20 protein-coding genes and 1 other RNA gene are annotated in these 22,273 nt (G+C 68.4%); 14 read left to right on the forward strand and 7 right to left on the reverse strand.

What is annotated here, in order from left to right:
* Positions 1–4 precede the first annotated feature (4 nt).
* The 5 genes from KF892_01815 to KF892_01835 all read left to right on the forward strand — a co-directional run bounded on the left by KF892_01815 (position 5) and on the right by KF892_01835 (position 4,663).
* Complete coding sequence (locus KF892_01815) at positions 5–2,410, forward strand: protein kinase (GenBank protein ID MBX3623721.1); 2,406 nt, start codon at positions 5–7, stop codon at positions 2,408–2,410.
* A gap of 192 nt (positions 2,411–2,602) precedes the next feature.
* On the forward strand, positions 2,603–3,757 hold the full coding sequence (locus tag KF892_01820) for an ABC transporter substrate-binding protein (GenBank protein MBX3623722.1): 1,155 nt from the start codon (positions 2,603–2,605) through the stop codon (positions 3,755–3,757).
* Positions 3,758–3,936: 179 nt separating this feature from the next.
* Complete coding sequence (locus tag KF892_01825) at positions 3,937–4,173, forward strand: hypothetical protein (protein ID MBX3623723.1); 237 nt, start codon at positions 3,937–3,939, stop codon at positions 4,171–4,173.
* Positions 4,170–4,418, forward strand: coding sequence for a hypothetical protein (locus KF892_01830; protein ID MBX3623724.1), 249 nt, complete (start codon positions 4,170–4,172; stop codon positions 4,416–4,418). Before KF892_01825 ends, KF892_01830 begins: the two co-directional genes overlap by 4 nt.
* On the forward strand, positions 4,415–4,663 hold the full coding sequence (locus tag KF892_01835; GenBank protein ID MBX3623725.1) for a hypothetical protein: 249 nt from the start codon (positions 4,415–4,417) through the stop codon (positions 4,661–4,663). Before KF892_01830 ends, KF892_01835 begins: the two co-directional genes overlap by 4 nt.
* Positions 4,664–4,691: 28 nt before the next feature.
* Here the strand turns inward: KF892_01835 and ffs are convergent.
* An RNA gene (gene ffs / locus KF892_01840) (signal recognition particle sRNA small type) lies at positions 4,692–4,789 on the reverse strand.
* A gap of 56 nt (positions 4,790–4,845) precedes the next feature.
* Positions 4,846–5,964, reverse strand: coding sequence for a phosphoribosylformylglycinamidine cyclo-ligase (locus KF892_01845; protein ID MBX3623726.1), 1,119 nt, complete (start codon positions 5,962–5,964; stop codon positions 4,846–4,848).
* 80 nt (positions 5,965–6,044) lie between these two features.
* Between KF892_01845 and dnaX the strand changes: the two genes are divergently transcribed.
* From dnaX to recR, 3 genes are read left to right on the forward strand one after another with little or no spacing between them, the layout of a single operon-like run.
* Positions 6,045–7,829 carry a DNA polymerase III subunit gamma/tau gene (gene dnaX / locus KF892_01850; protein ID MBX3623727.1) on the forward strand — a complete coding sequence of 595 codons (1,785 nt, stop codon included), beginning with the start codon at positions 6,045–6,047 and terminating at the stop codon, positions 7,827–7,829.
* Positions 7,830–7,851: 22 nt separating this feature from the next.
* Positions 7,852–8,178 carry a YbaB/EbfC family nucleoid-associated protein gene (locus KF892_01855; GenBank protein ID MBX3623728.1) on the forward strand — a complete coding sequence of 109 codons (327 nt, stop codon included), beginning with the start codon at positions 7,852–7,854 and terminating at the stop codon, positions 8,176–8,178.
* Between the two features lie 4 nt (positions 8,179–8,182).
* Positions 8,183–8,770 (forward strand): recombination mediator RecR, encoded by a 588-nt coding sequence (gene recR / locus KF892_01860; protein ID MBX3623729.1) that lies wholly within the window; start codon positions 8,183–8,185, stop codon positions 8,768–8,770.
* Here recR and KF892_01865 read toward each other — a convergent pair whose 3' ends face one another.
* Both KF892_01865 and gloB read right to left on the reverse strand, forming a co-directional pair.
* Positions 8,771–10,342, reverse strand: coding sequence for a transglycosylase SLT domain-containing protein (locus KF892_01865; GenBank protein MBX3623730.1), 1,572 nt, complete (start codon positions 10,340–10,342; stop codon positions 8,771–8,773).
* A complete protein-coding gene (gloB, locus tag KF892_01870; protein MBX3623731.1) occupies positions 10,339–11,112 on the reverse strand; it encodes a hydroxyacylglutathione hydrolase in 774 nt (257 codons plus the stop codon). The genes KF892_01865 and gloB overlap by 4 nt, the downstream gene beginning before the upstream one ends.
* Before the next feature lie 12 nt (positions 11,113–11,124).
* Between gloB and KF892_01875 the strand changes: the two genes are divergently transcribed.
* The 4 genes from KF892_01875 to KF892_01890 all read left to right on the forward strand — a co-directional run bounded on the left by KF892_01875 (position 11,125) and on the right by KF892_01890 (position 16,801).
* Positions 11,125–11,964 carry a class I SAM-dependent methyltransferase gene (locus KF892_01875; GenBank protein ID MBX3623732.1) on the forward strand — a complete coding sequence of 280 codons (840 nt, stop codon included), beginning with the start codon at positions 11,125–11,127 and terminating at the stop codon, positions 11,962–11,964.
* On the forward strand, positions 11,939–12,424 hold the full coding sequence (rnhA, locus tag KF892_01880; GenBank protein MBX3623733.1) for a ribonuclease HI: 486 nt from the start codon (positions 11,939–11,941) through the stop codon (positions 12,422–12,424). Before KF892_01875 ends, rnhA begins: the two co-directional genes overlap by 26 nt.
* Positions 12,425–12,488: 64 nt before the next feature.
* Complete coding sequence (locus KF892_01885; GenBank protein ID MBX3623734.1) at positions 12,489–13,688, forward strand: efflux RND transporter periplasmic adaptor subunit; 1,200 nt, start codon at positions 12,489–12,491, stop codon at positions 13,686–13,688.
* 29 nt (positions 13,689–13,717) lie between these two features.
* Complete coding sequence (locus tag KF892_01890) at positions 13,718–16,801, forward strand: efflux RND transporter permease subunit (protein MBX3623735.1); 3,084 nt, start codon at positions 13,718–13,720, stop codon at positions 16,799–16,801.
* Here KF892_01890 and mobA read toward each other — a convergent pair whose 3' ends face one another.
* The 3 genes from mobA to KF892_01905 are packed head-to-tail and all read right to left on the reverse strand — an operon-like array spanning position 16,802 to position 19,221.
* Positions 16,802–17,380, reverse strand: a complete 579-nt coding sequence (mobA, locus tag KF892_01895) for a molybdenum cofactor guanylyltransferase (GenBank protein MBX3623736.1) — start codon at positions 17,378–17,380, stop codon at positions 16,802–16,804. It abuts the gene before it with no gap.
* Positions 17,381–17,384: 4 nt separating this feature from the next.
* Entirely contained in the window at positions 17,385–18,509 is a 1,125-nt protein-coding gene (gene moaA, locus KF892_01900) for a GTP 3',8-cyclase MoaA (GenBank protein MBX3623737.1), read from the reverse strand.
* A 43-nt stretch (positions 18,510–18,552) separates the two neighbouring features.
* Positions 18,553–19,221: a C40 family peptidase gene (locus tag KF892_01905; protein ID MBX3623738.1), complete on the reverse strand. Its 669-nt coding sequence runs from the start codon at positions 19,219–19,221 to the stop codon at positions 18,553–18,555.
* A 168-nt stretch (positions 19,222–19,389) separates the two neighbouring features.
* Between KF892_01905 and KF892_01910 the strand changes: the two genes are divergently transcribed.
* Positions 19,390–20,370, forward strand: a complete 981-nt coding sequence (locus KF892_01910; protein ID MBX3623739.1) for an oxidoreductase — start codon at positions 19,390–19,392, stop codon at positions 20,368–20,370.
* Positions 20,371–20,384: 14 nt separating this feature from the next.
* Positions 20,385–22,271, forward strand: a complete 1,887-nt coding sequence (locus KF892_01915) for a propionate--CoA ligase (GenBank protein ID MBX3623740.1) — start codon at positions 20,385–20,387, stop codon at positions 22,269–22,271.
* Positions 22,272–22,273: the final 2 nt, after the last annotated feature.

Raw genomic sequence — 22,273 nt, forward strand, 5'->3', positions numbered from 1 at the left:
CGCCATGCCCGCTGCCACCGCCACCGAGACCCTGGGCCGCTTCGAGCTGCGCCGCAAGCTCGGCCAGGGCGCGCAAGCCACCGTGTGGCTGGCGTTCGACCCGCGCCTGGAGCGCGAGGTGGCCGTCAAGCTGATGCTGCCCGGTGCCGATGCCGTGACCTCGAGCCAGTGGCTGCAGGAAGCGCGCAGCGTGAGCCGCCTCAACCACCCGCACATCGTGCCGGTGTTCGAAGGCGACATGCACCAGCAGCAGCCTTATCTCGTCTTCGAATATGTGCCAGGCCGCACGCTCACGGCGCACCTGCGGGCGCGTGGCGCGCTGCCGGTGCGCGAGGCGGTCGAGATGATGACGGGCGTCCTCGATGCGCTCGAAGTGGCCCACCAGGCCGGTGTGGTGCACCGCGACCTGAAGCCCTCGAACATCCTCGTCGACGGGCAGGGGCGGGCGCGGGTGATGGACTTCGGCATCGCCGCGCGCATCCAGGATCCGTCGCACCAGCAGCAGGTGGTGGGCACGCCGGGCTACATGTCGCCCGAAGCCACGCACGGCCTGAAGCCGTCGCCGGGCATGGACGTGTTCTCCGCTGGCCTTGTGCTGGCCGAGATGCTGTCGGGCCGACAGCTCATCGCCGAGCGTGACCCCTTCCGCGCGATGTACCGCGTGGCACATGAAGACCTCGTGCTGCCCGAGAGCACGCCGGCCGATGTGGACGACCGCCTGCGGGCGATCGTGCTGCGCAGCCTGGCGCGCGACGCCTCGAAGCGCTTTGCGCGCGCGGCCGAGTTCGCCGACGCGCTGCGTGACTGGCTCGCCCCGGCGCCCGGCGAGCAGCCGGCCGCCAGCGGCAACGGCACGCTCGACTTCCTGCTGCGCCGCATGCGGCACAAGAGCGACTTCCCGGCGCTGTCGAGCTCGGTCGGTGCGATCCAGCGGGTGGCTAACTCCGAAAACGAGCGGCTGTCGAGCCTCTCGGGCGAGATCCTCAAAGACGTGGCGCTGACCAACAAGCTGCTGCGCATGGTCAACACCGCGAGCTTCCGCCACGCTGGCGGCGGCACGGTGAGCACGGTGTCGCGCGCGGTCGCGCTGGTGGGTTTTGCCGGCATCCGCAACATGGCGCTGAGCCTTGTGCTGCTGGAGCACATGAACGACAAGGCCCATGCGACGCAGCTGAAGGAAGAGTTCCTGCGCTCGCTGATGGCTGGCTCGCTCGCCAACGAGTTGTGCGGCGCGCAGCGTGAAGGCGAGGAAGCCTTCATCGGTGCCATCTACCAGAGCCTCGGCCGCTTGTTGACCGAGTTTTACTTTCCCGAAGAAGCGCGGCAGGTGCGAAGCCTCGTCGCGGCGTCGACCAAGAAGGCCTCGACCAGCACCCGGCCAGCCAACGCCGAAGAGGCCGCGTCCATCACCGTTCTTGGCCTGAGCTTCGAAGAACTCGGGCTCGGCATCGCCCGCAGCTGGGGCTTGCCCGACAACCTGCAGCGCTGCATGCGGCGCCCGGCGATCGACCCGCCCGCGCGTGCCTGCGACAAGGGCGAGCGTGTGCAATGGATCGCCACCGTCGCCAACGACCTGACCGACGCACTCCTCAAAGCCGAACCCGGCCAGGCCAGCGCCGCCATCGCGACCGTGGCCGAGCGCTACAGCAAGGTGCTGGGCCTGGGTGTGCGCGACGTGCAGGCTGCCTCGGTGGTGGCGCAGCAGCGGCTCGTGGAGCTGGCGAACGCGATGAACCTGCAGGCCCAGCCCGGCTCGCCGATGCGCCGCCTGCTCGAACAGCCGGGCAACGGCACGGCAGCGGCCATCCAGCACGACAGCCTTACCGAGCATGCGCTGCAGGCGACCATCCCGGTCGAGTCGATGCAGATGCCGTTCGACCACCAGGCCGCGATCAACATGCTGGCCGCGGGCATCCAGGACATCACCAACACGATGGTCGAGGACTTCAAGCTCAACGAGGTGTTGCGCATGATCCTCGAGACCATGCTGCGTGCGCTCGGCTTCCGCCGGGTCGTCTTCTGCCTGCGCGATGCGAAGTGCGACTCGCTCACCGGCCGCTTCGGCCTCGGCGAAGGCGTGGAGCAGGTGTCAGCGAAGTTCAAGGTGCCGCTCAAGACGCCGCCTGGCGCGCCCGTCGATCTCTTCGGCGCGGTGTGCCTGAAGGGCGCCGACACGCTGATTGCCGACGCGACCCTTCCGCAGATCGCGGGCCGGCTGCCCGTCTGGTACAAGCAGGGCGTCAATGCGCCTGCGTTCCTCCTCCTGCCTTTGCTGATGAAGGGCGCGCCCTTTGCGCTGATCTACGCCGACAAGGCCCGGCCCGGCGCGATCGAGCTGGGTGAGAAGGAACTCTCACTCTTGCGCACGCTGCGCAACCAGGCCGTGATGGCCTTCAAGCAGGCCGGCTGAGCCTCGCGCCGCGCCCGGTGTGTCGGGCTTCACGAATGAGTGGTACGCCTGCGGGGGGTGCGATGCTAACGCTTGTGATACCTGTCACGCTTGTGACTTGACTCTCGCGCAACAAGGTACTCACCCCCTTGTATGAACTTGTTTCGCAGTGGCAGGATCGCGCCCGTCTAGTCCCAAACAAAGGCATACAAAATGGCTCACCCTCAATGGACCCGTCGTCATGCGCTGCGTGCTGTCGCTTCCGCCAGCGCTCTCGCATCCACGCCCCTGTGGGCGCAAGACAAGGAGGCCGCGGCAGGCTCCAACGAAATCCGCATCGGCCAGAGTGCACACCTGACCGGGCCGCTGGCGCCGTCGTTCGTGCCGGTGCTCAAGGGCCAGGACCTCGCCATTGATGAAGTCAACCGCAAGGGCGGCATCAACGGCCGCCCGCTGAAGCTCATCACGCTCGACGACGCGTATGACGCGAAGAAGTGCGTCGAGAACGTCAACACCCTGCTCGACAAAGACAAGGTCATCGCGCTGTACGGCCTGGCCAGCACGCCCAACGTGGGCGCAGTGCTGCCCATCCTGGCCGAGAAGAAGGTGCCGCTGGTCTGCGTGTATTCGGGTTCGCCGGCGCTGCGCGTCAAGCACCACCCGTACTTCTTCACCACGATGGCCAGCTATCGCGACGAAGTGGCCCAGATGGTGCGCAACCTCGTCACGCTGCAGAAGTCGCAGATTGGCCTCGTGTACCAGAACGCCCCGTTCGGCCAACTGATGAAGCCGGTGGTGGAAGAGGTGGCCAAGGAACTCGGCGCCACGCTCGTGGTGCAGTCGCCGCTCGAAGCCAACGGCAGCGATGCCGTGGCCTGCGCGCAATCGCTCGCCGCGGCCCGTCCGCAGGCGATCATCTTCATGGCCTTCGGGCCGTCGATGGTGGCGTTCGTGAAGGCTGCGCGTGCACACGTGGGCGTGCCGATCTACGCCGTGTCGATCTCGAACTCGCCGCAGATCCTCAAGGCGCTCGGCGACGAGGCCCGCGGCCTGGCCTTCACGCAGACCGTGCCGTATCCGTTCCGCCAGACCACGCCGCTGACGCGTGACCTCGCTGCGGCGCTGTCGCGGGAGAAGCTGGAGCCGGCCTACGACTACATGTTCGGCTACCTCAACATGCGCATCCTTATCGAAGGCATCCGCCGCGGTGGCAAGCAGGTCACCTCGCAGAGCATCGTGCGGGGCATGGAAAGCATGACCAAGGTGGACCTCGGCGGCTACCCGCTGTCCTATGGCCCCAACAAGCACCACGGCTCGAACTTCGTCGAGATCACCATCGTGGGCCCGGGCGGCCGCTGGATGCGCTGACCCACGCTTCGGCGTGTGGACGAACGGCAGGCTTCGGCCTGCCGTTTTTCATTGGGTCAGACGCTTCCTACTTGCACCGCCAGCCTGCTCCGACTGCGTGCCGCGCCCGCGGCCGGTGGCCGCCTACGTGGGGGCCACCTATCGTTCTCTTCGCGTTTCACTCCATCAGGAGCACACACATGAACAGCAACGATCAGAGCAACCGCCAGAGCGGCGGCAAGGTCCAGGGCGAAGGCGACTACGAAGCCGCGCGCCGCTACGACCAATCGGCCCGTGACTTCGCACAATCGGGCAAGGTCAAGCCGGCGGCCGACCAGTCGGCACCGCGTGACGAGCGCGAAGCCGATGAGATGCAGCGTGCCGAGGAAGCCGGCAAGTCGCGCGCCAAAGGCGAAGACCCGCAGGTGAAGCGGTGAGCGACAAGCGCCAAAGCCGCACCAAGCCGCAGCAAGGCGACACCGACGCGGCGTCGTCAGCGCCCGTGCCGCGCCTGCCGCACGAGCGCGACGAATCGTCCGACGCCCATCGCGACGGCCAGCCGCGCGCGCTCATCCGCAAGGCGCATGACGACCTCGCCGCCGGGCGCGTCGACACCGACCGCGGCACGCCGATGAACGACACCTACCAGCGCCAGAAAGAAGCGCCACAGAAGAAGACATGATCCCGCAGAAGAACCTGAACCACGACCACACCGCTCGCTACCTGGTGCTGCTCAACCAGGATGACGCGACCCGCGCCTTGCTGTTTGCCGAAGACCACCGCTACCTCGCCGAAGTCATCGACGACGATGGCCTCGTGGTCGACAACCTCATGAAAGCCGGAACGGTGTGCGTGGCCCCTCGCGAGGTGGCCGAGCAGGCGGGCTCGGAGGAGCCGAAGCTGCTGTGCTTCGCGCTCGAGGCTTGAGCTCGATGCGTGAAGCGAGGGATGGGAGGGTGACGAGCCTTACCCCCGGCACTGGTTGCAACGCTTAGGGCTGCTTGGTTCCCCACCTGACCCGGTTGGGCGCGCTCCCATGCGGGGAGGCCCGTCGCGGCGGATTGTAGGTGACGCGATGCAGCCGACTTGACCGCAGGGCTGCGTTTTTCTCAGCGCAGTTGCAGTGCGTCGTCGCCGAACTCGATCTTGAGCGGCTCGATCACGAGCTTCTTCGGGCCGGCTTCCACACGGCCCGCGACGATCGCCTTCACCCCTTGCGCTTCGGCGACGGCGACCGTGCGCTCCGCGTCTTCCGCCTTCACGAAGAGCGCGAAGCCCGCGCCCATGTTGAGCGTGCTGTAGGCCTCTTGATCGTCCTGCTTGGCGTGTTGCTGGATGAACTTCAGCACCGGCGTCACCTCGGGCACGGTGTGGATGCGGTAGGTGTGCGTGGCGGGGTGGCGTAGCAGCTTGCGCCAGCCGTGGCCGGTGATGTTGGCGCAGTAGTGCGGTGTGATGCCGGCCTTGTAGAGCGCTTCGGTCACCGGCGAATACAACACCGTGGGTGCGAGCAGCGCTTCGCCATACGTGAGGCCGGGCTGCACTTCGGTGAGGTAGCCCTGCGGCAGGCGCTCGACGAGCTTGCGCGCGAGGCTCAGGCCGTTGGCGTGGATGCCGCTGGAGGCGAGCAGCACGATGGCGTCGCCTGGGGCGAGCTTGTCGCCCACCGAGAGGCGCTCCTTGGGGTTGATGAGGCCGGTGCAGCTGGCGGCGAGGTCGATGCGGCCGTCGGCCACGATGCCGGCGAGTGCCGGGGTTTCGCCGCCGCCCCAGGCGACCTGGCACGTGTCGCAGGCGCGCTTCCAGCCGTCGACGAGCGCCTTGGCGCGCTGCGCATCGGAGAACCAGTCGGAGCCACCGGCCGCCCAGTAGGCCTGCACCACGAGCGGCGTGGCGCCCACGGTGATGAGGTCGTTGATCGCCATCGCGATGGTGTCTTGCGCGATGCCGTCGTAGTAGCTCTTGCCGGTGAGGGCCTTCATCTCGTCGGCCACCAGCGCCTTGGAGCCCAGGCATTCGACGATCGAGGCGATGTAGAACGGCCCCACATCGACCACATACGCCGATTCGCCGCGCGACGCTTCGACTTCCGTGAACCCGTGGCCGGCCAGATGGGCGCCCGTGGCCTTGGCGGCGCGCTGGGCGGCGACCTTCAGCGGGTCGATCAGGTCGTAGTTGACGCCAGCTTGTTCGTAGCTGATCGTGTCTTGGGCGGGCGTGGAAGTCATCGGTCGGGCCGGCAGGCTGATGGGCAGGAGAAGGCAGGATTATCCCGGATCACTCAGGGCTGGCTCATTAGAATGCCCCGATGTCCTACCTCGTCCTCGCCCGCAAATACCGATCCCGCGACTTCGAGGCATTGGTGGGCCAGGAGCATGTGGTCCAGGCCCTGAGCAACGCGCTGACCCAGCAGCGCCTGCACCACGCCTACCTTTTCACCGGCACGCGCGGCGTGGGCAAGACCTCGGTCTCGCGCATCCTGGCCAAGGCGCTCAACTGCGTCGGCGCCGACGGGCAGGGCGGCATCACCGCCCACCCCTGCGGCGTGTGCAACGCCTGCCGCGACATCGACAGCGGCCGCTTCGTCGACTACGTCGAGCTCGATGCGGCGTCGAACCGCGGCGTCGAAGAGATCTCGCTGCTGCTCGACCAGGCGGTCTACAAGCCGGTGGTGGGGCGCTTCAAGGTCTACCTGATCGACGAAGTGCACATGCTGTCGAACACCGCGTTCAACGCGATGCTGAAGACGCTGGAAGAGCCGCCCGAGTACCTGAAGTTCGTTCTCGCGACGACCGACCCGCAGAAGGTGCCGCCTACCGTGCTGTCGCGCTGCCTGCAGTTCAACCTGCGGCCGATGGCACCGCAGACGGTGCAGGAGCACCTGGCGAAGGTGCTGGCCGCTGAAAGCATCGAGGCCGAGCCCGGTGCCTTGCGCCTCTTGGCAAAGGCCGCGCGCGGCTCGATGCGCGATGCCTTGTCGCTCACCGACCAGGCGATTGCCTTCGGGGCCGGCACCCTGAGCGAAGCCGGCGTGCGCCAGATGTTGGGGGCGGTCGACCGCAGCCATGCGGTGCGGTTGGTCGAAGCGCTGGCCGCGGGGCAGGGCGCCGAGGTCGTCGCGGCGGTGGAGGGTTTGCGTGGCCTCGGCCTGTCGGCGGCAGGCACGCTGGAAGAGATGGCGGCCCTGCTGCAGCAGATGGCGGTGGTGCAGGCGGTGCCCGAGGCCATCGACGACAACGACCCCGACAGCCCGACCGCAGCGCGCCTGGCCGGGCTGCTGGCGCCCGACGAAACACAGTTCCTCTACAGCATCGTGCTGCACGGCCGCGCCGAGCTGGCGCTGGCACCCGACGAATACAGCGGCCTGGTGATGGTGCTGCTGCGCATGCTGGCCTTCCGGCCGGGTGCGGCAGGCACTTCGCCGCAACGTGTGGCCCCGGCGCCCGTGAGCCGGCCCGCCCCTGCCTCTGCCCCGGTTGCGAGCAAGCCGGTGGTGGCGGCTCCCGCTGCACGTGCTGCCGTCGTGGCACCGCCGCCCGCGGCACGGGCCAGCGTGGCGCCTGCCCCGGCGCCGGTGGCCAGCCGCGAGCCGCCGCCGTGGCTCGACGAGGTCCCGGACGAAGACGAACCGACCGCTGCGCCCGTCGAGGTGCGCGAGCCGCCGAAGCCGTTTGCCGTGTCGCCGGCCGGGTTCGAGCCCACGCCGCTGGGCGACCGCTGGGCCGAGGTGGTGGCCAAGATGATCGAGGCCGGCAGCATCGGTGCGCTGGTGCGCGAACTGGCGATGCAGGCGCAATGCCTGTCGGCGGGCGAGGGCGGCGTGTGGCGCTTGCGAGTGGAGCGCGAGACGCTGCGCGCACCGGCCCAGCGCGACAAGCTCCAGGCCGCCTTGGCCACGCTGCTCGGGCAGCCTGTGCAACTCGAAGTCGAAGCCGGCGCGGCCACCGACACCCCCGCGCAGCGGGCGTCGGTCGAGCGCGCACGCCGGCAGAACGAAGCCGAACAGATCATCCACAACGACCCGCTGGTGCAGGCCCTGATGAAGCAATTCAAGACGGCACGCATCGTGCCCGGCTCCGTCAAGCCGCACTGACCTCGAACCCAGGAGAACGCTCATGATGAAGAACCAACTCGCCGGCCTGATGAAGCAGGCCCAGGCGATGCAGGACAACCTCAAGAAGGCCCAGGAAGAGCTGGCCAATCTCGAAGTCGAAGGCCAGTCGGGCGCCGGCCTCGTGAAGATCACGATGACCTGCAAGCACGACGTGAAGCGTGTCGTCATCGACCCGAGCCTGCTGGCCGACGACAAGGACATGCTGGAAGACCTGGTCGCCGCGGCGTTCAACGATGCTGTGCGCCGCGCAGAAGCCGTCTCGCAGGAAAAGATGGGCAAGCTGACAGCCGGGATGCCGCTGCCTCCGGGAATGAAGTTCCCCTTCTGAACCCGTGGCTGAACATGCGCTCGATGGCCTGATCGAGGCCCTGCGCCGCCTGCCAGGCGTTGGGCAGAAATCGGCGCAGCGCATGGCCTTCCATCTGCTGCAGCACGACCGTGACGGCGCCCAGCGCATCGCGCAGGCGCTCACGACCGCGGTGCACGACATCCGCCACTGCGAGCGCTGCCACACCTTCACCGAAGCGGCAATCTGCCGCACCTGCCTCGACGACACGCGCGAGCAGCGCCTGCTGTGCGTGGTGGAAACGCCGGCCGACCAGGCGGCGATGGAGCGCACCGGCAGCTACCGCGGCCTGTACTTCGTGCTGATGGGGCGGCTGAGCCCGCTCGACGGCATCGGCGTGCGCGACATCGGCCTGCAGCAGCTGGTGGACCGTGCCAGCGATGGCAGCGTCGACGAGGTCATCGTCGCGACCAGCTTCACCGCCGAGGGCGAGGCCACCGCGCATGTCATCGCTGAGGCCATGAAACTGCGCGGCGTGAAGGTCACGCGGCTGGCGCGTGGCGTGCCGATCGGCAGCGAGCTCGAATACGTGGACCTGGGCACCATCGCCCACGCATTGGTCGACCGCCGCTGATCAGCGGCGCTTGCGCGAGCTGCTCGTCGCCTTGCGCTTGATGGCCGGCTTCTTCGCCTTGGCGCTGCTGCGCACCGTGGGCTGGCGCTGCGGCACGTAGACCACCACGCTGTGCCCGGCTGCGAAGCTCGCGCCGGCGGCGACCTTGTTCCACGAAGCGACCTGCGAGGCGCTCACGCGATAGCGGCGCGCCACCGACGCCACGGTGTCACCCTTGACCGCACGGTGCGTGATGCGCCGCGGTGGCAGCGCCTCGGGCGCGAGGGTCATCACGGCGTTGTCGGCGAGGTGCACCGACACGTCTTTCAAGAGCGTCTCGGAGCGCGGCACGAGCAACGTCGAGCCGGCCTTCACCAGCATGCGCGGTGGGATCTTGTTCACATCGCGAAGCTCGGCTTCGCTGATGCCGAACTGCTTGGCGGCTTCGGCGGGCTTCACCGTCTTGGGCGCGACCCAGGCCGTCCAGGTGGCGAAGGGGCCTCGGTGGGCCGCCACGTTGCGGATGAAGAGGCTCGCGTTGTCATACGGCAGCAGGATCTGCGGCGTGCCGGCGGCGAGGATCACCGGCTTGTTCATCTGCGGGTTGAGCGTCATGAACTCGTCGCGCGAGATGCCGGCGAGTTGCACCGCGGTGTCGACGTCGATGTCGCGCTCGATGGGCACGCTCAGGAAGTAGGGGTGGTTGGCCAGCGGCGGCAGCGTGAGCGAAAACGTGTCGGGCCGCGCCACGATGTTCTTTACTGCCTGCAGCTTGGGCACGTAGTAGGCCGTCTCGTTGGGCATGCGCAGGCTGAGGTAGTCGGTCGGCTTGCCTGCCTTGCGGTTGCGTGCCTGCGCGCGCATCACGTTGCCTTCGCCCCAGTTGTAGGCGGCCAGGGCCAGGTGCCAGTCGCCGAACATGTTGTAGAGCTTCTGCAGGTAGTCGAGTGCGGCGCGTGTGGAGGCGAGCACGTCGCGGCGGTCGTCACGGAAGACGTTCTGCCGCAGGTCGAAGTTTTTCCCCGTGGCGGGCATGAACTGCCACATGCCCGAAGCCTTGGCCGACGAGATCGCCTGCGGGTTGAAGGCGCTCTCGATGAAAGGCAACAGGGCCAGCTCGGTGGGCATGCCGCGGCGCTCGACCTCTTCGACGATGTGGAAGAGGTAGCGGCTGCCACGCTCGGTCATGCGGGCCACGTAGTCGGGGCGGCCCGAGTACCACTGCTCGCCGGTGCGCACGAGCGGGGTCTCGAGATCGGGCATGGCGAAGCCGCGGCGCACGCGTTCCCAGAGGTCGATGTTGGCGGTCTTGGATTCGAGGTCGACCGGTTCTTCCGGGCGCAGCGGGTCGACCGGCGCGGCGGCCACGGGCCCACCGCCATCGGCCGGTGCCGAGGCCGCAGAGGTCGCGGCAGCCACGGCAGATGCAGAAGCGGCGGGCGCCGAGGCCGTGGCAGCCGGCAACTCGGCCTTGGCGATGACGGCCGGAATGTCGCTTCGCTGGTCGGGTGCTTCGATGTGCGTCGCGCAGGCCGCGAGCAGCGAGGCCAGCGTCAGCGCGACGGCGTGGCGCAGGGGGTGGATCAATGTCATCGGAAGTTGTTTTTCCATTCGCGCAGCGTCGCCAGCACGTCGACGTCGCCTTGGCTGGAGGCGCCCTGGGCGAGCGCCGACGCCTTCACCTCGGGCACGCTACAACGCATGAACGGGTTGATGCGCCGTTCCTGTTCGATGGTGCTGGGCAAGGTGGGCTGGCCCAGTGCGCGCAGTTGCTCGCAGTGGGCGGTGTAGGCCTGCAGGCTGTCGTTGTGGGGCTCGACGGCATGCGCGAATTTCAGGTTGGACAAGGTGTACTCGTGCGCGCAGCACACCCGCGTGCGGGCGGGCAGGGCGGCCAGCCGCGACAGCGACGCGTGCATCTGCGCCGGAGTGCCTTCGAAGAGGCGGCCGCAGCCACCGGAAAAGAGCGTGTCGCCGCAGAAGAGCAGAGGCGCTTCGCCATCTGGCGGCAGGTGGAAGTAGGCGATGTGGCCGGCGGTGTGGCCGGGCACGTCGATCACCTCGAAGCGAAGGCCGAGCAGCTCGACCTCATCGCCATCGTGCACGGGGGTGTAGGGCTCGGGGATCTTTTCACGCGCCGGCCCGAAGATCGGGCCTTGAAGCCGCGGCCGAAGCGCTGAAAGACCGCCGACATGATCGCCGTGGTGATGGGTCACTAGAATCCCCGCCAGCATCAAGCCTTGGGCATCGAGCGCCTGCTCGACTGGTGCCGATTCGCCCGGATCGACAACGAGCGCCTGCCGGCCATCGTGAAGCATCCAGATGTAGTTGTCCGAGAAGGCTGGCAGTGCTTGCAGGTTCATGGCGCGTTTTTTATGGCGCAATACGGCGGGATTATAGGTTTGGCCCCCTGGCTGAAGACGCCACCGGGCCGCTATCTGCTGGCCTGGGAACAGGCCCAGGTCGACCGCTGCGTGGCCGACATGTTCGGCTTCCACGCGCTCCAGCTCGGCCTGCCCGAACTCGACGCGCTGCGGGCCAATCGCATGCCCCATCGATGGCAAGCGGTGGACCACCCACAGGCTGCCAGCATGGAGTCGGCGACCGAGGGTGAAGTTCCGGCGCAGCGTGCGGTCATGCTGCATTGCGATTTCGACGCCTTGCCCTTCGACAGCCAGAGCCTCGACCTCGTCGTGCTGCCCCACGCGCTGGAGCGTGCGCGCGATCCGCACCAAGCCTTGCGCGAAGTGGAACGTGTGCTGGTGCCCGAAGGCAAGATCGTGATCCTCGGCTTCAACCCCGGCGGGCTCTGGGCGCTGCGCCAGAGCATGGGCCGCGTGCTGCGGGGCCTGGGCCTCGCGCGTGGTCGGCCGCTCTTCATGCCCAGCGAAGGCGAGCTGCTCGGCTACTGGCGGCTGCGCGACTGGTTGCGATTGCTCAGCTTCGACATCGAAGAGGGCCGCTTCGGTTGCTACAAGCCGCCGTTCGAGTCGGAGCCCTGGCTCACGCGTTTCGAATGGATGGAAGGCACGGGCCGCCGCTGGTGGCCGGTGCTCGGGGCGGCCTACATGCTCGTGGCCGTGAAGCGCGTGCGCGGCATGCGCCTCGTGGGCCTCGTGCGCCACAAGCGCGTGCCGGCCAAGGCGGCGCCGGCGGTGGTCCGCCGCACCACAGCAACATCACAGCAACATGACCTCGATACCTTCATCGACTGACTCGCCCAAGCCCGCGATCCGCCGGCCGGCCGTGACGATCTACACCGACGGTGCCTGCAAGGGCAACCCGGGGCCCGGTGGCTGGGGCGCCTGGCTCAGCACCGGCGAGCACGAAAAGGAGCTTTACGGCGGCGAGCGGCAGACCACCAACAACCGCATGGAACTTACCGCGGTGATCGAGGCTCTGGCTTCGCTGAAGCGCAGTTGCGACGTCACGCTCTACACCGACAGCGAATACGTGCGAAAAGGCATCACCGAGTGGATCCACGGTTGGAAGCAGCGCGGCTGGAAGACGGCCGACAGGAAGCCTGTGAAGAACGCCGACCTCTGGCAGCGGCTCGATGCATTGCGCGCCTTGCACCACGTGGAGTGGCGCTGGGTAAAGGGGCACGCGGGCGACCCGGGCAACGAGCGCGCCGATGCGCTGGCCAACCGCGGCGTGGGCCAGGCCACTACGTGATTTCCAGCCTCGCCGCAAGGCGACCCCAGGGCTACAGTGCCGTGGGAACGATTCAAGGGACAGCGTGAAGACTTTGCATACGGTGGTGGCGCTGGTGGGCATCTCCTTGGCCGGCGGTGCCGCCTGGTGGTACCAGCACAAGGGGCCGACCCCCCAGGGCATGGAGGGAACGGCTGGCGCAGGGGCCACCGCGTCGGGCGTTGCGGCAGGCAGAGCGCCCGCCGGCCCCGCGGGGCCGGTGCCGGTGGAAGTGGGCAAGGTCGAGGTGGTGGCCATTGCCGACGATGCGCAAGGCGTGGGTGCCCTGCGATCGCGCCAGGGTGTGACGCTGCGGCCCGAGGTCAGCGGGCGCATCTCCAAGCTCGGTTTCACCGACGGCCAGCGCGTGAAGCGAGGCCAGATGCTGGTGCAGCTTGATGACACTTTGCAGCAGGCCCAGCTTCAGCAGGCCGAAGCGCAGGCGAGCATCGCCCGCACCAACCTGCAGCGCAACCGCGAGCTGCTGGCCGCCAACTTCGTGAGCCAGAGCATGGTCGACCAGACCGCCGCGGCGCTGCAGGTGGCCGAGGCGCAGGTCGCGCTCGCCAAGGCGCAACTCGCGCGCATGCGCATCGAGGCGCCGTTCGACGGCGTGGTCGGCATCCGTGTCGTCAACGTTGGCGACTACGTGAAAGACGGCGCCGACCTGGTGAACGTCGAAGACACCTCCACCGTGTTGCTCGATTTCCGCCTGGCCGAGCGCTACGTGGCCCGCCTCAAGACGGGCCAGCCGGTCGAGGCCCAGCTCGACGCCATGCCAGGGCGTGCGTTCAAGGGCCATGTCGACGCCGTCGACTCGGTGCTCGACGCCAACGGCCGCTCGCTGCTCGTGCGCGCACGGCTGCAGAACCCCGGCGGTGAGCTGCGCTCGGGCATGTTTGCCCGCACGCGCATCGTCTTCTCCACGCGCAACAACGCGCTCGTCGTGCCCGAAGAGGCGCTGGTGCCGCTGTCGGGCAAGCAGTACCTGGTGAAGGTGGTCGACGGGCCGAAGGGCAAGCAGTCGCAGCGCATCGAGGCCCGCATCGGCATGCGGCTGCCGGGCAAGGTCGAGATCCTCGAAGGCCTGGCCCCTGGCGACCAGGTGGTCACGGCCGGGCAGGCACGGCTGATGCGCGAGCCGATGCCGCTGCGCATCGTCGACCTCAACCAGCCGCAGCGTGCGGGCGGCCCGGGGCGTGCGGCGAGCGGTGCGGCCAGCGGCCCGCGGCCGACCGCGCTGTGAGCTGAGAGACAGAACCCAGAGCGCGCGCCATGAAGCTGTCCGACGTCACCATCCGCCGCCCGGTCTTTGCGACCGTGCTGTCGCTGCTGCTCATCCTGATCGGCGCGGTGTCGTTCACCCGCCTGCAGGTGCGCGAGTACCCGCGCATCGACGAGCCGGTCGTCAACGTGACGACACGCCTCATCGGCGCCTCGTCGGAGGTGATCGAGTCGCAGGTCACCAAGCCGCTCGAAGACTCCATCGCCGGCATCGACGGCGTGGAGATCATCACCTCGATCTCGCGCTCGGAGCAGAGCCAGATCACGGTGCGCTTCAAGCTCGAGAAGAACCCCGACGACGCCGCCGCCGACGTGCGCGACCGTGTCTCGCGCGTGCGTGCCCGGCTGCCCGATGCGATCGACGAGCCGGTGATCGCGAAGGTCGAGGCCGATGCCACGCCCACGATCTGGCTCGCGTTCACCAGCGAGACCTTGTCGCCGCTGCAGGTGACCGACGTGGTCAACCGCATCGTGAAGCCTCGGCTGCAGACCGTGACCGGCGTGGCCGACGTGCAGGTCAACGGCGACCGCAAGTTCTCGATGCGCATCTGGCTCGACCCCGACCGGCTTGCCTCCTACCGCCTCACCGTGCAGGACGTGGAAGACGCGCTGCGCAAGCAGAACCTCGAAGTACCGGCCGGGCGCATCGAAAGCCAGCAGCGCGAGTTCAGCGTCACGGCGCGCACCGACCTCAACACCGAGGCGCAGTTCGGGGCGGTGGCGCTCAAGACCGTCAACAACTACACCGTGCGGCTGCGCGATGTGGCCCGCATCGAGCAGGCCGCGGCCAGCGAGCGCAGCAGCGTGCGGCTCAACGGTGTGCCGTCCATCTCGGCGGGTGTGATCCGCCAGGCCACGGCCAACCCGCTGGAGGTGTCGGCCGGCGTGCGCGAAATGATGCCCAAGCTGCAGCAGGATCTGCCGGCGGGCGTGAAGGTGCAGGTGGCCAACGACAACTCGGTCTTCATCGACAAGTCGGTGAAGTCGGTGTTCAGCACCATCACCGAAGCGGTGGTGCTGGTGGCGCTCGTCGTGTTTCTTTTCCTGCGGCACTTGCGCGCGGCGGTGATCCCGCTCGTGACCATCCCGGTGAGCCTGGTCGGCACCTTCGCGATCATGGCGCTCGCCGGGTTCACCATCAACACACTCACATTGCTGGCATTGGTGCTCGCCATCGGCCTGGTGGTCGACGATGCGATCGTGGTGCTGGAAAACATCTTCCGCCACATCGAAGACGGCATGTCGCCGTTCCAGGCGGCGCTCAAGGGGGCCAAGGAAATCGGCTTTGCGGTGGTGGCGATGACGATGACGCTGGCGGCCGTGTTCGCGCCGCTCGCGTTTGCGCCGGGCCGCACCGGGCGGCTCTTCACCGAATTCGCGTTGACGCTTGCGGGCGCGGTGATCGTCTCGGGCTTCGTCGCGCTCACCCTCACGCCCATGATGTGCAGCAAGCTGCTGCGTCACGAGGCCAAGCCGACGCGCTTCGACCGCCTCATGGAAGCGGGCCTCGACCGCCTCACCCACGCCTACGGCCGCGCACTGCGCTGGACGCTCGCCCACCGCTGGGTGGTGCTGGTGGTGATGGTGGCGTCGGCGGCCGGCAGCTGGCAGCTTTTCCGCACGGCCAAGAGCGAGCTCGCGCCGCTCGAAGACCGCGGCGTGATCCTCGCCACCATCAACGCGCCCGACGGCTCCACGCTCGACTACACCGCACGCTACCTGCGCGCCATCGAAGGCATCGGCCGTGACTACCCCGAGTTCGACCGCGTCTTCGTGGTGGCCGGCAACCCAACGGTGTCGCAAGGCATCTCGTTCCTGCGCACCGTCGACTGGGACGCGCGCGACCGCAGCACGCTGCAGCTCGCGCGTGAGTTGCAGCCGCGCTTTGCCGGGCTGCCGGGCGTCACCGCCTTTCCGGTCACGCCGCCCAGCCTCGGCCAGGGCTTCCGCGAGCGGCCGATCAACTACGTGATCGTCACCAACGACTCTTACGACAACCTCTCGCGCGTGACGCAGCAGATGCTGGCCGAGATGGCCAAGAACCCTGGCTTCGTGCAGCCCGACACCGACCTGCGGCTCAACAAGCCCGAGATCTTTCTCGAGGTCGACCGCGACCGCGCGGCCGATGCCGGCGTGAGCGTCGACCAGGTGGCCCGCACCGTCGAGACCATGCTCGGCGGCCGCGCCGTCACACGCTACAAGCGCGACGCCGACCAGTACGACGTGCTGGTGCAGACCGAGATCCGCGGCCGCACCACACCGGAAGACATCGACAAGCTCTTCGTGCGCGGCCGTGGCGACGCGATGGTGCCGCTGTCGTCGCTCGTGAAGGTGCGCGAGTCGGTAAGCCCGCGCGAGCTGAACCACTTCAACCAGCGGCGCTCGGTGTCGATCACGTCCAACCTGGCGCCGGGTTACTCGCTCGGTGAGGCGCTGCAGTTCATGGACGACACCGCACGCAAGGTGCTGAAGCCCGGCTATTCGACCGAGCTCAATGGCGTGTCGCGCGAGTTCCGCTCGTCGAGCGGCGCGCTGGGCCTGGTGTTTGCGCTGGCGCTGCTCTTCATCTTCCTGGTGTTGAGTGCGCAGTTCGAGAGCTTCGTCGACCCGTTCGTGATCATGCTGTCGGTGCCCTTGTCGATGGTGGGCGCGCTGGCGGCACTGCAGTTGGCGGGCGGCACGCTCAACGTCTATTCGCAGATCGGGCTCATCACGCTCGTAGGCCTCATCACCAAGCACGGCATCCTGATCGTCGAGTTCAGCAACCAGCTGCGGCAGCAGGGGCGGTCGGTCTTCGATGCAGTCAACGAGGCCGCTGCGCTGCGGCTGCGCCCCATCCTGATGACCACCGGCGCGATGGTGCTCGGTGCGTTGCCCCTCGCGCTGGCCCACGGCGCCGGCGCCGAGAGCCGCCAGCAGATCGGCTGGGTGATCGTGGGGGGCATGTCGCTTGGCACGCTGCTCACGATCTTCGTGGTGCCGACGGTGTATTCGCTCTTCGCGCGCAAGGCGGTGCCGGGCGCCATCGAGACACCCGCCGACCCCGACGGGGGCTCGCACGCGGCGCACGCCTGATCAGGCACGCGCCAGGTCGTCGGGGGTGTTGATGTTGAAGAAGGCCGCGGGGTCGTCGAACGTGACCTCGGCGCGCCGCAGCTGCGCCATCCACCGGCCGACCTTGCGCTCGCCCGATTCGAGGTAGCGGCGCAGGTCGTCGGCCAGGCCACGCCGCATCAGGCAGAAGGCCGGCTCCTGGCCCACCGCAGTGCGGGCCAGCACGAGGTCGATGTCGTCGTGCATCGCGTCGGCGAGGCGGGCCACCAGGTCGGTCGGGAAGTGCGGGCAATCGCAAGGCACGGTGGCGAGGTAGGGCGTGGTGATGTGCTGGAGGCCGGCGAGGAAGCCCGCCAGCGGCCCCTGGTAGCCCGCGAGATCTGCAGGGTCCTGCCACACCGGCACGCCCCAGCGGGCGTAGTCGTCGAGATTGCGGTTCGCGCTGAGCATCACCTGGCCGACCTGCGGTGCCAGGCGTTGCAAGGCGCTCAGTGCCAGCGGCTGGCCCCGATAGGGCTGCAGGCCCTTGTCGACACCGCCGAGCCGGCTGCCCTGGCCACCGGCCAGCACGAGGCCAGTGATGTCGGCGTGCTCGACCACCGGCTCAACCGCCGATGTAGTGCATCTCGACCCGGCGCTGGCCCGAGCCGGTGTCGGCGGCTTGCGCGCCACGCAGCTCGGAGTAGCGGTCGTCGCGGCCTTGCCAGATGAGGCCGATGGCGCTGGCGATCTGCTCGTCGCTGTAGCCGCCGCGCAGCAGCGAGCGCAGGTCGTGGCCGTGGGTGGCGAAGAGGCAGAGGAAGAGCTTGCCTTCGGTCGACAGACGGGCACGGTTGCAGTCGCGGCAGAAGGCGTGCGTCACGCTCGAGATCACGCCGATCTCGCCTCGGCCGTCGGCATACGCCAAGCGCTCGGCGGTCTCGCCAGCGTAGTTGGCGTCGATGGCGCGCAGCGGGAAGGCCTCGTTCAGGCGCGCGACGACGTCGGACGAGGGCAGCACCTGGTCCATGCGCCAGCCGTTGGTCTCGCCCACGTCCATGAACTCGATGAAGCGCAGCACCACCCGGCCACCGAAGTGATCGCGGAAGTAGCGCGCCATCGGCACGATCTCGTGGTCGTTGACGCCGCGCTGCACCACCATGTTGACCTTGATCGGCCCGAGGCCCACGCGCTCGGCGGCCTCGATGCCGGCCAGCACGTCGGCGACCGGAAAGTCGGCGTCGTTCATGCGGCGGAAGATGGTGTCGTCGAGTGCATCGAGGCTCACGGTGATGCGCTTCAGGCCCGCGTCTTTCAGCGCTTGGGCCTTGCGGGCGAGCAGCGAGCCATTGGTGGTGAGTGTGAGGTCGAGCGGCTCGCCATCGGGCGTGCGCAGCTCGGCCAGCATCTCGATCAGCCCCTCGACGTGCTTGCGCAGCAGTGGCTCGCCGCCGGTGAGGCGGATCTTCTGCACGCCGTGCGCTGCGAAGAGGCGCGCGGTGCGGGTGATCTCCTCGAAGCTCAGGAGCGAGGTGTGCGGCAGGAACTGGTAGTGCTTGTCGAACACTTCCTTCGGCATGCAGTAGCTGCAGCGGAAGTTGCATCGGTCGGTGACCGAGATGCGCAGGTCGCGCAGCGGGCGGCCGAGGGTGTCCGACAGCAGCCCGGTGGCGGCGATCGGCTGCGCCGGGATGCGCGGGACCGACGCGGCATAGCGGTGGTCGGCGAGGGGGATGACTTTCTCGGTCATCGGTCGATTGTGCCGCCGTGGCGCCTTGGGCGCCTGTGCGGCGTCAAGGGAACTCGTTGGGGATGGCGGGTGCCGTGTTGGCGGGAACCGGTGCGGGCGTTGCCGCGGCTGCGGGCTCGGTGACCGCCGTGTTGGCGCGCCGGGCGCCGGTGAAGCGCTTGGCCCAGTACTTCACGCCCATGCTTTCCACCCGCACTTCGCTGCCAGAGCGCGGCGCGTGGATGAACTTGCCTTCGCCGACGTAGATGCCCACGTGCGAGAAGGTGCGGCGCAGGGTGTTGAAGAAGACCAGGTCGCCGGGCTGCAGCTCGTCGCGCTTGACGGCCGTGAAGCCCGCGGCCTTGGCCTGGTCGTCCACCCGGCGGGGCAGCACGAGGCCGAGCGTGCTTTCGTAGATGTGGCGGGTGAAGCCGCTGCAATCGAAGCCGTCGTCGGAGTTGTTGCCGCCGCGCTTGTAGGGCACGCCGAGGAAATTCATCGCCGAGAGCACGAGACCCGAGGTGGTGTCGCGCACCTGCCGGCCGATGGCGGCGGCGCTGTCGATGGCGGTGGTGCTGCCCGAGGTGTGGCTCGCGCTCAGCACGCCACGCTCGATGAGGAGCTGGGCCATGACATCGGGGTGCTCGGGAGCGGCCTGGGTGGCCCCGGCCGCGGCGGCGCAGGCCAGCGCAAGGAGCGCTGAACGCAGGCGGGGCAGGGGCAGGCCGGACATGGGCCGCAGGATAGGGGAGCGCGCCGAAGGCAGTCAACCGAAAAGACAGGTGCGACAGGGACTTAACGGGCTTTCTTCATGCGTTCGGCGGTGCGCGCTCGTGGCCCTCCCCGATGCGGGGCCGGGGCTCAACGGTTAGCCTGCACTTCTCTGTTCAGGAGTTGAAACATGTTCAAAGCTTTGCTGCTGGAGAAGACCGACGCCGGGTTCAGCGCCCGGGTGCAGCCCGTGGACGACGCCCGTCTGCCCGCGGGCGACGTGCTCGTGCAGGTCGACTGCTCGACCCTCAACTACAAGGATGGCCTGGCCATCACCAACAAGGGCCCGGTGGTGCGCCAGTGGCCGATGGTGGCCGGCATCGACGGCGCCGGCACGGTGCTCGAAAGCCAGCACCCCGCCTGGAAGCCGGGTGACCGCTTCGTGCACAACGGCTGGGGCGTCGGCGAGGTGCATTGGGGGTGCCTGGCCGAGCGGGCCCGGCTCAAGGGTGACTGGCTGGTGAAGCTGCCGGCCGCCTTCGACGCGCGCCAGGCGATGGCCATCGGCACCGCGGGCTACACCGCCATGCTCTGCGTGCTCGCGCTCGAACGCCACGGCGTGAAGCCGGGTGACGGCGAGGTGCTGGTGACCGGCGCCACGGGCGGCGTGGGCAGCGTGGCCACCGCCTTGCTGGCGCGCCTGGGCTACCGCGTGATCGCCTCGACGGGCAAGTCGGCCGAGTCTGCGTACCTGAAGACGCTGGGCGCGGCCGACCTGATCGACCGCGCCGAGCTGTCGGCCCCGGGCAAGCCGCTGCAAAAGGAACGCTGGGCGGCGGTGGTCGACGCGGTCGGCAGCCACACCCTCGTCAACGCCTGCGCCCAGACGCGCTACGGCGGCGTGGTGGCCGCCTGCGGCCTCGCGCAGGGCAACGACCTGCCGGGCACGGTGCTGCCGTTCATCTTGCGCAGCGTCACGCTGGCGGGGGTCGACAGCGTGATGGCGCCGCTTGTGTTGCGTCAACAGGCCTGGGACAGGTTGGCGAAAGATTTGGACCCTAAGCTGCTCGACCACATGGTGCAGGACATCGACCTCGGCGACGCCATCTCGCACGCCGAGGCCTTGATGGCCGGCAAGGTGCGCGGCCGGCTGGTCGTGCACATTCGATAGAGCAGGAGACCCCGATGAGCCGCTACGCCGATTTCCACCGCCGTTCGATCGAAGACCGAGACGGCTTCTGGCAGGAGCAGGCCGCGCTCATCGACTGGCACAAGCCGCCGCAGACGATCTGCGACTACAGCAAGCCGCCGTTCGCGAAATGGTTCGTCGGTGGCGAGACCAACCTGTGCCACAACGCGGTCGACCGCCACGTCGCCCTGCGCCCTGACCAGAACGCGCTGATCTGGGTGTCGACCGAGGTTGGGCAGGAGCGCGTCTACAGCTTCCGCGAGCTGCACGCCGAGGTGCAGCGCATGGCGGCCTGCCTGCAGGCGCTGGGGGTGAAGCAGGGCGACCGGGTGCTGATCTACATGCCGATGATTCCCGAGGCGGCGTTTGCGATGCTGGCCTGTGCGCGCATCGGCGCCATCCACTCGGTGGTGTTCGGCGGCTTCGCGAGCAACAGCCTGGCCAGCCGCATCGACGACGCCACGCCCACGGTGGTGGTGAGCGCCGATGCCGGCAGCCGCAGCGGCAAGGTCGTGCCCTACAAGCCGCTGCTCGACGAGGCACTGCGGCTGTCCACGCACAAGCCGAAGACGGTGCTGATGGTCGACCGCGGCTTGGCACCTTTCGAGCGCAGCTCGCGCGATGTTGATTACGCCTCGCTGCGCGAGAAGCACCTGAACGACAAGGTGCCCTGCACCTGGCTGCGCGCCACCGACCCGAGCTACACGCTCTACACCAGCGGCACCACCGGCAAGCCCAAGGGCGTGCAGCGCGACACCGGCGGCTACGCCGTCGCCTTGGCGGCCAGCATGAAGCACATCTTCCAGGGCAAGGCGGGCGAGACCTTCTTCAGTGCGAGCGACATCGGCTGGGTGGTCGGCCACAGCTACATCATCTATGGCCCGCTGATCGCCGGCATGGCCTCGCTGATGTACGAGGGCCTGCCGGTGCGGCCCGACGCCGGCATCTGGTGGAGCCTGGTCGAGAAGTACAAGGTCAACCTGATGTTCACCGCACCCACCGCGGTGCGGGTGCTGAAGAAGCACGACGAGAGTTTCATCCGCGGGCACGACCTGGGTTCGCTGCGCGCGCTCTTCCTGGCCGGCGAGCCGCTCGACGAACCCACCGCCACGTGGATCGCCAAGGCGCTCGGCAAGCCCGTCATCGACAACTACTGGCAGACCGAAACCGGCTGGCCCATCCTCACCATCGCCAATGGCGTGGAGAAGGCGAAGAGCAAGTTCGGCAGCCCCGGCTTCGCGATGTACGGCTACGACGTGAAGCTGCTGAATGAAGCGACGGGCGAGGAGCTGACCGGCCCCAACCAGAAAGGCGTGCTCGCGATCGAGGGTCCGCTGCCCCCGGGCTGCATGCAGACGGTGTGGGGCGACGATGAGCGCTTCGTGAAAACCTATTGGACGACGGTGCCCGGCCGCATGGTCTACAGCACCTTCGACTGGGGCATCCGCGACGAGGACGGCTACTACTTCATCCTCGGCCGCACCGACGACGTGATCAACGTGGCCGGCCACCGGCTGGGCACGCGCGAGATCGAAGAGAGCATCTCCGGCCACCCCGCGGTGGCCGAAGTGGCGGTGGTCGGCGTGGCCGACGCGCTCAAGGGCCAGGTGGCGATGGCGTTCGCCGTTGTGCGCGACGCAAACCTCATCGCCGACGACGCCGGCAAGCTCAAGCTCGAAGGCGAGATCATGAAGACGGTCGACCAGAGCCTTGGCGCCGTCGCCCGGCCGGCGCGAGTCCGCTTCGTGACGGTGCTGCCCAAGACCCGCTCGGGCAAGCTGCTTCGCCGCGCGATCCAGGCCGTCTGCGAAGGCCGCGACCCGGGCGACCTGACCACGATCGAGGATCCGACTGCCTTGCAGCAGATCCGCGACCTGGTCTGAGC

This window comes from Rhizobacter sp., assembly GCA_019635355.1.
Lineage (GTDB): Bacteria > Pseudomonadota > Gammaproteobacteria > Burkholderiales > Burkholderiaceae_C > Rhizobacter.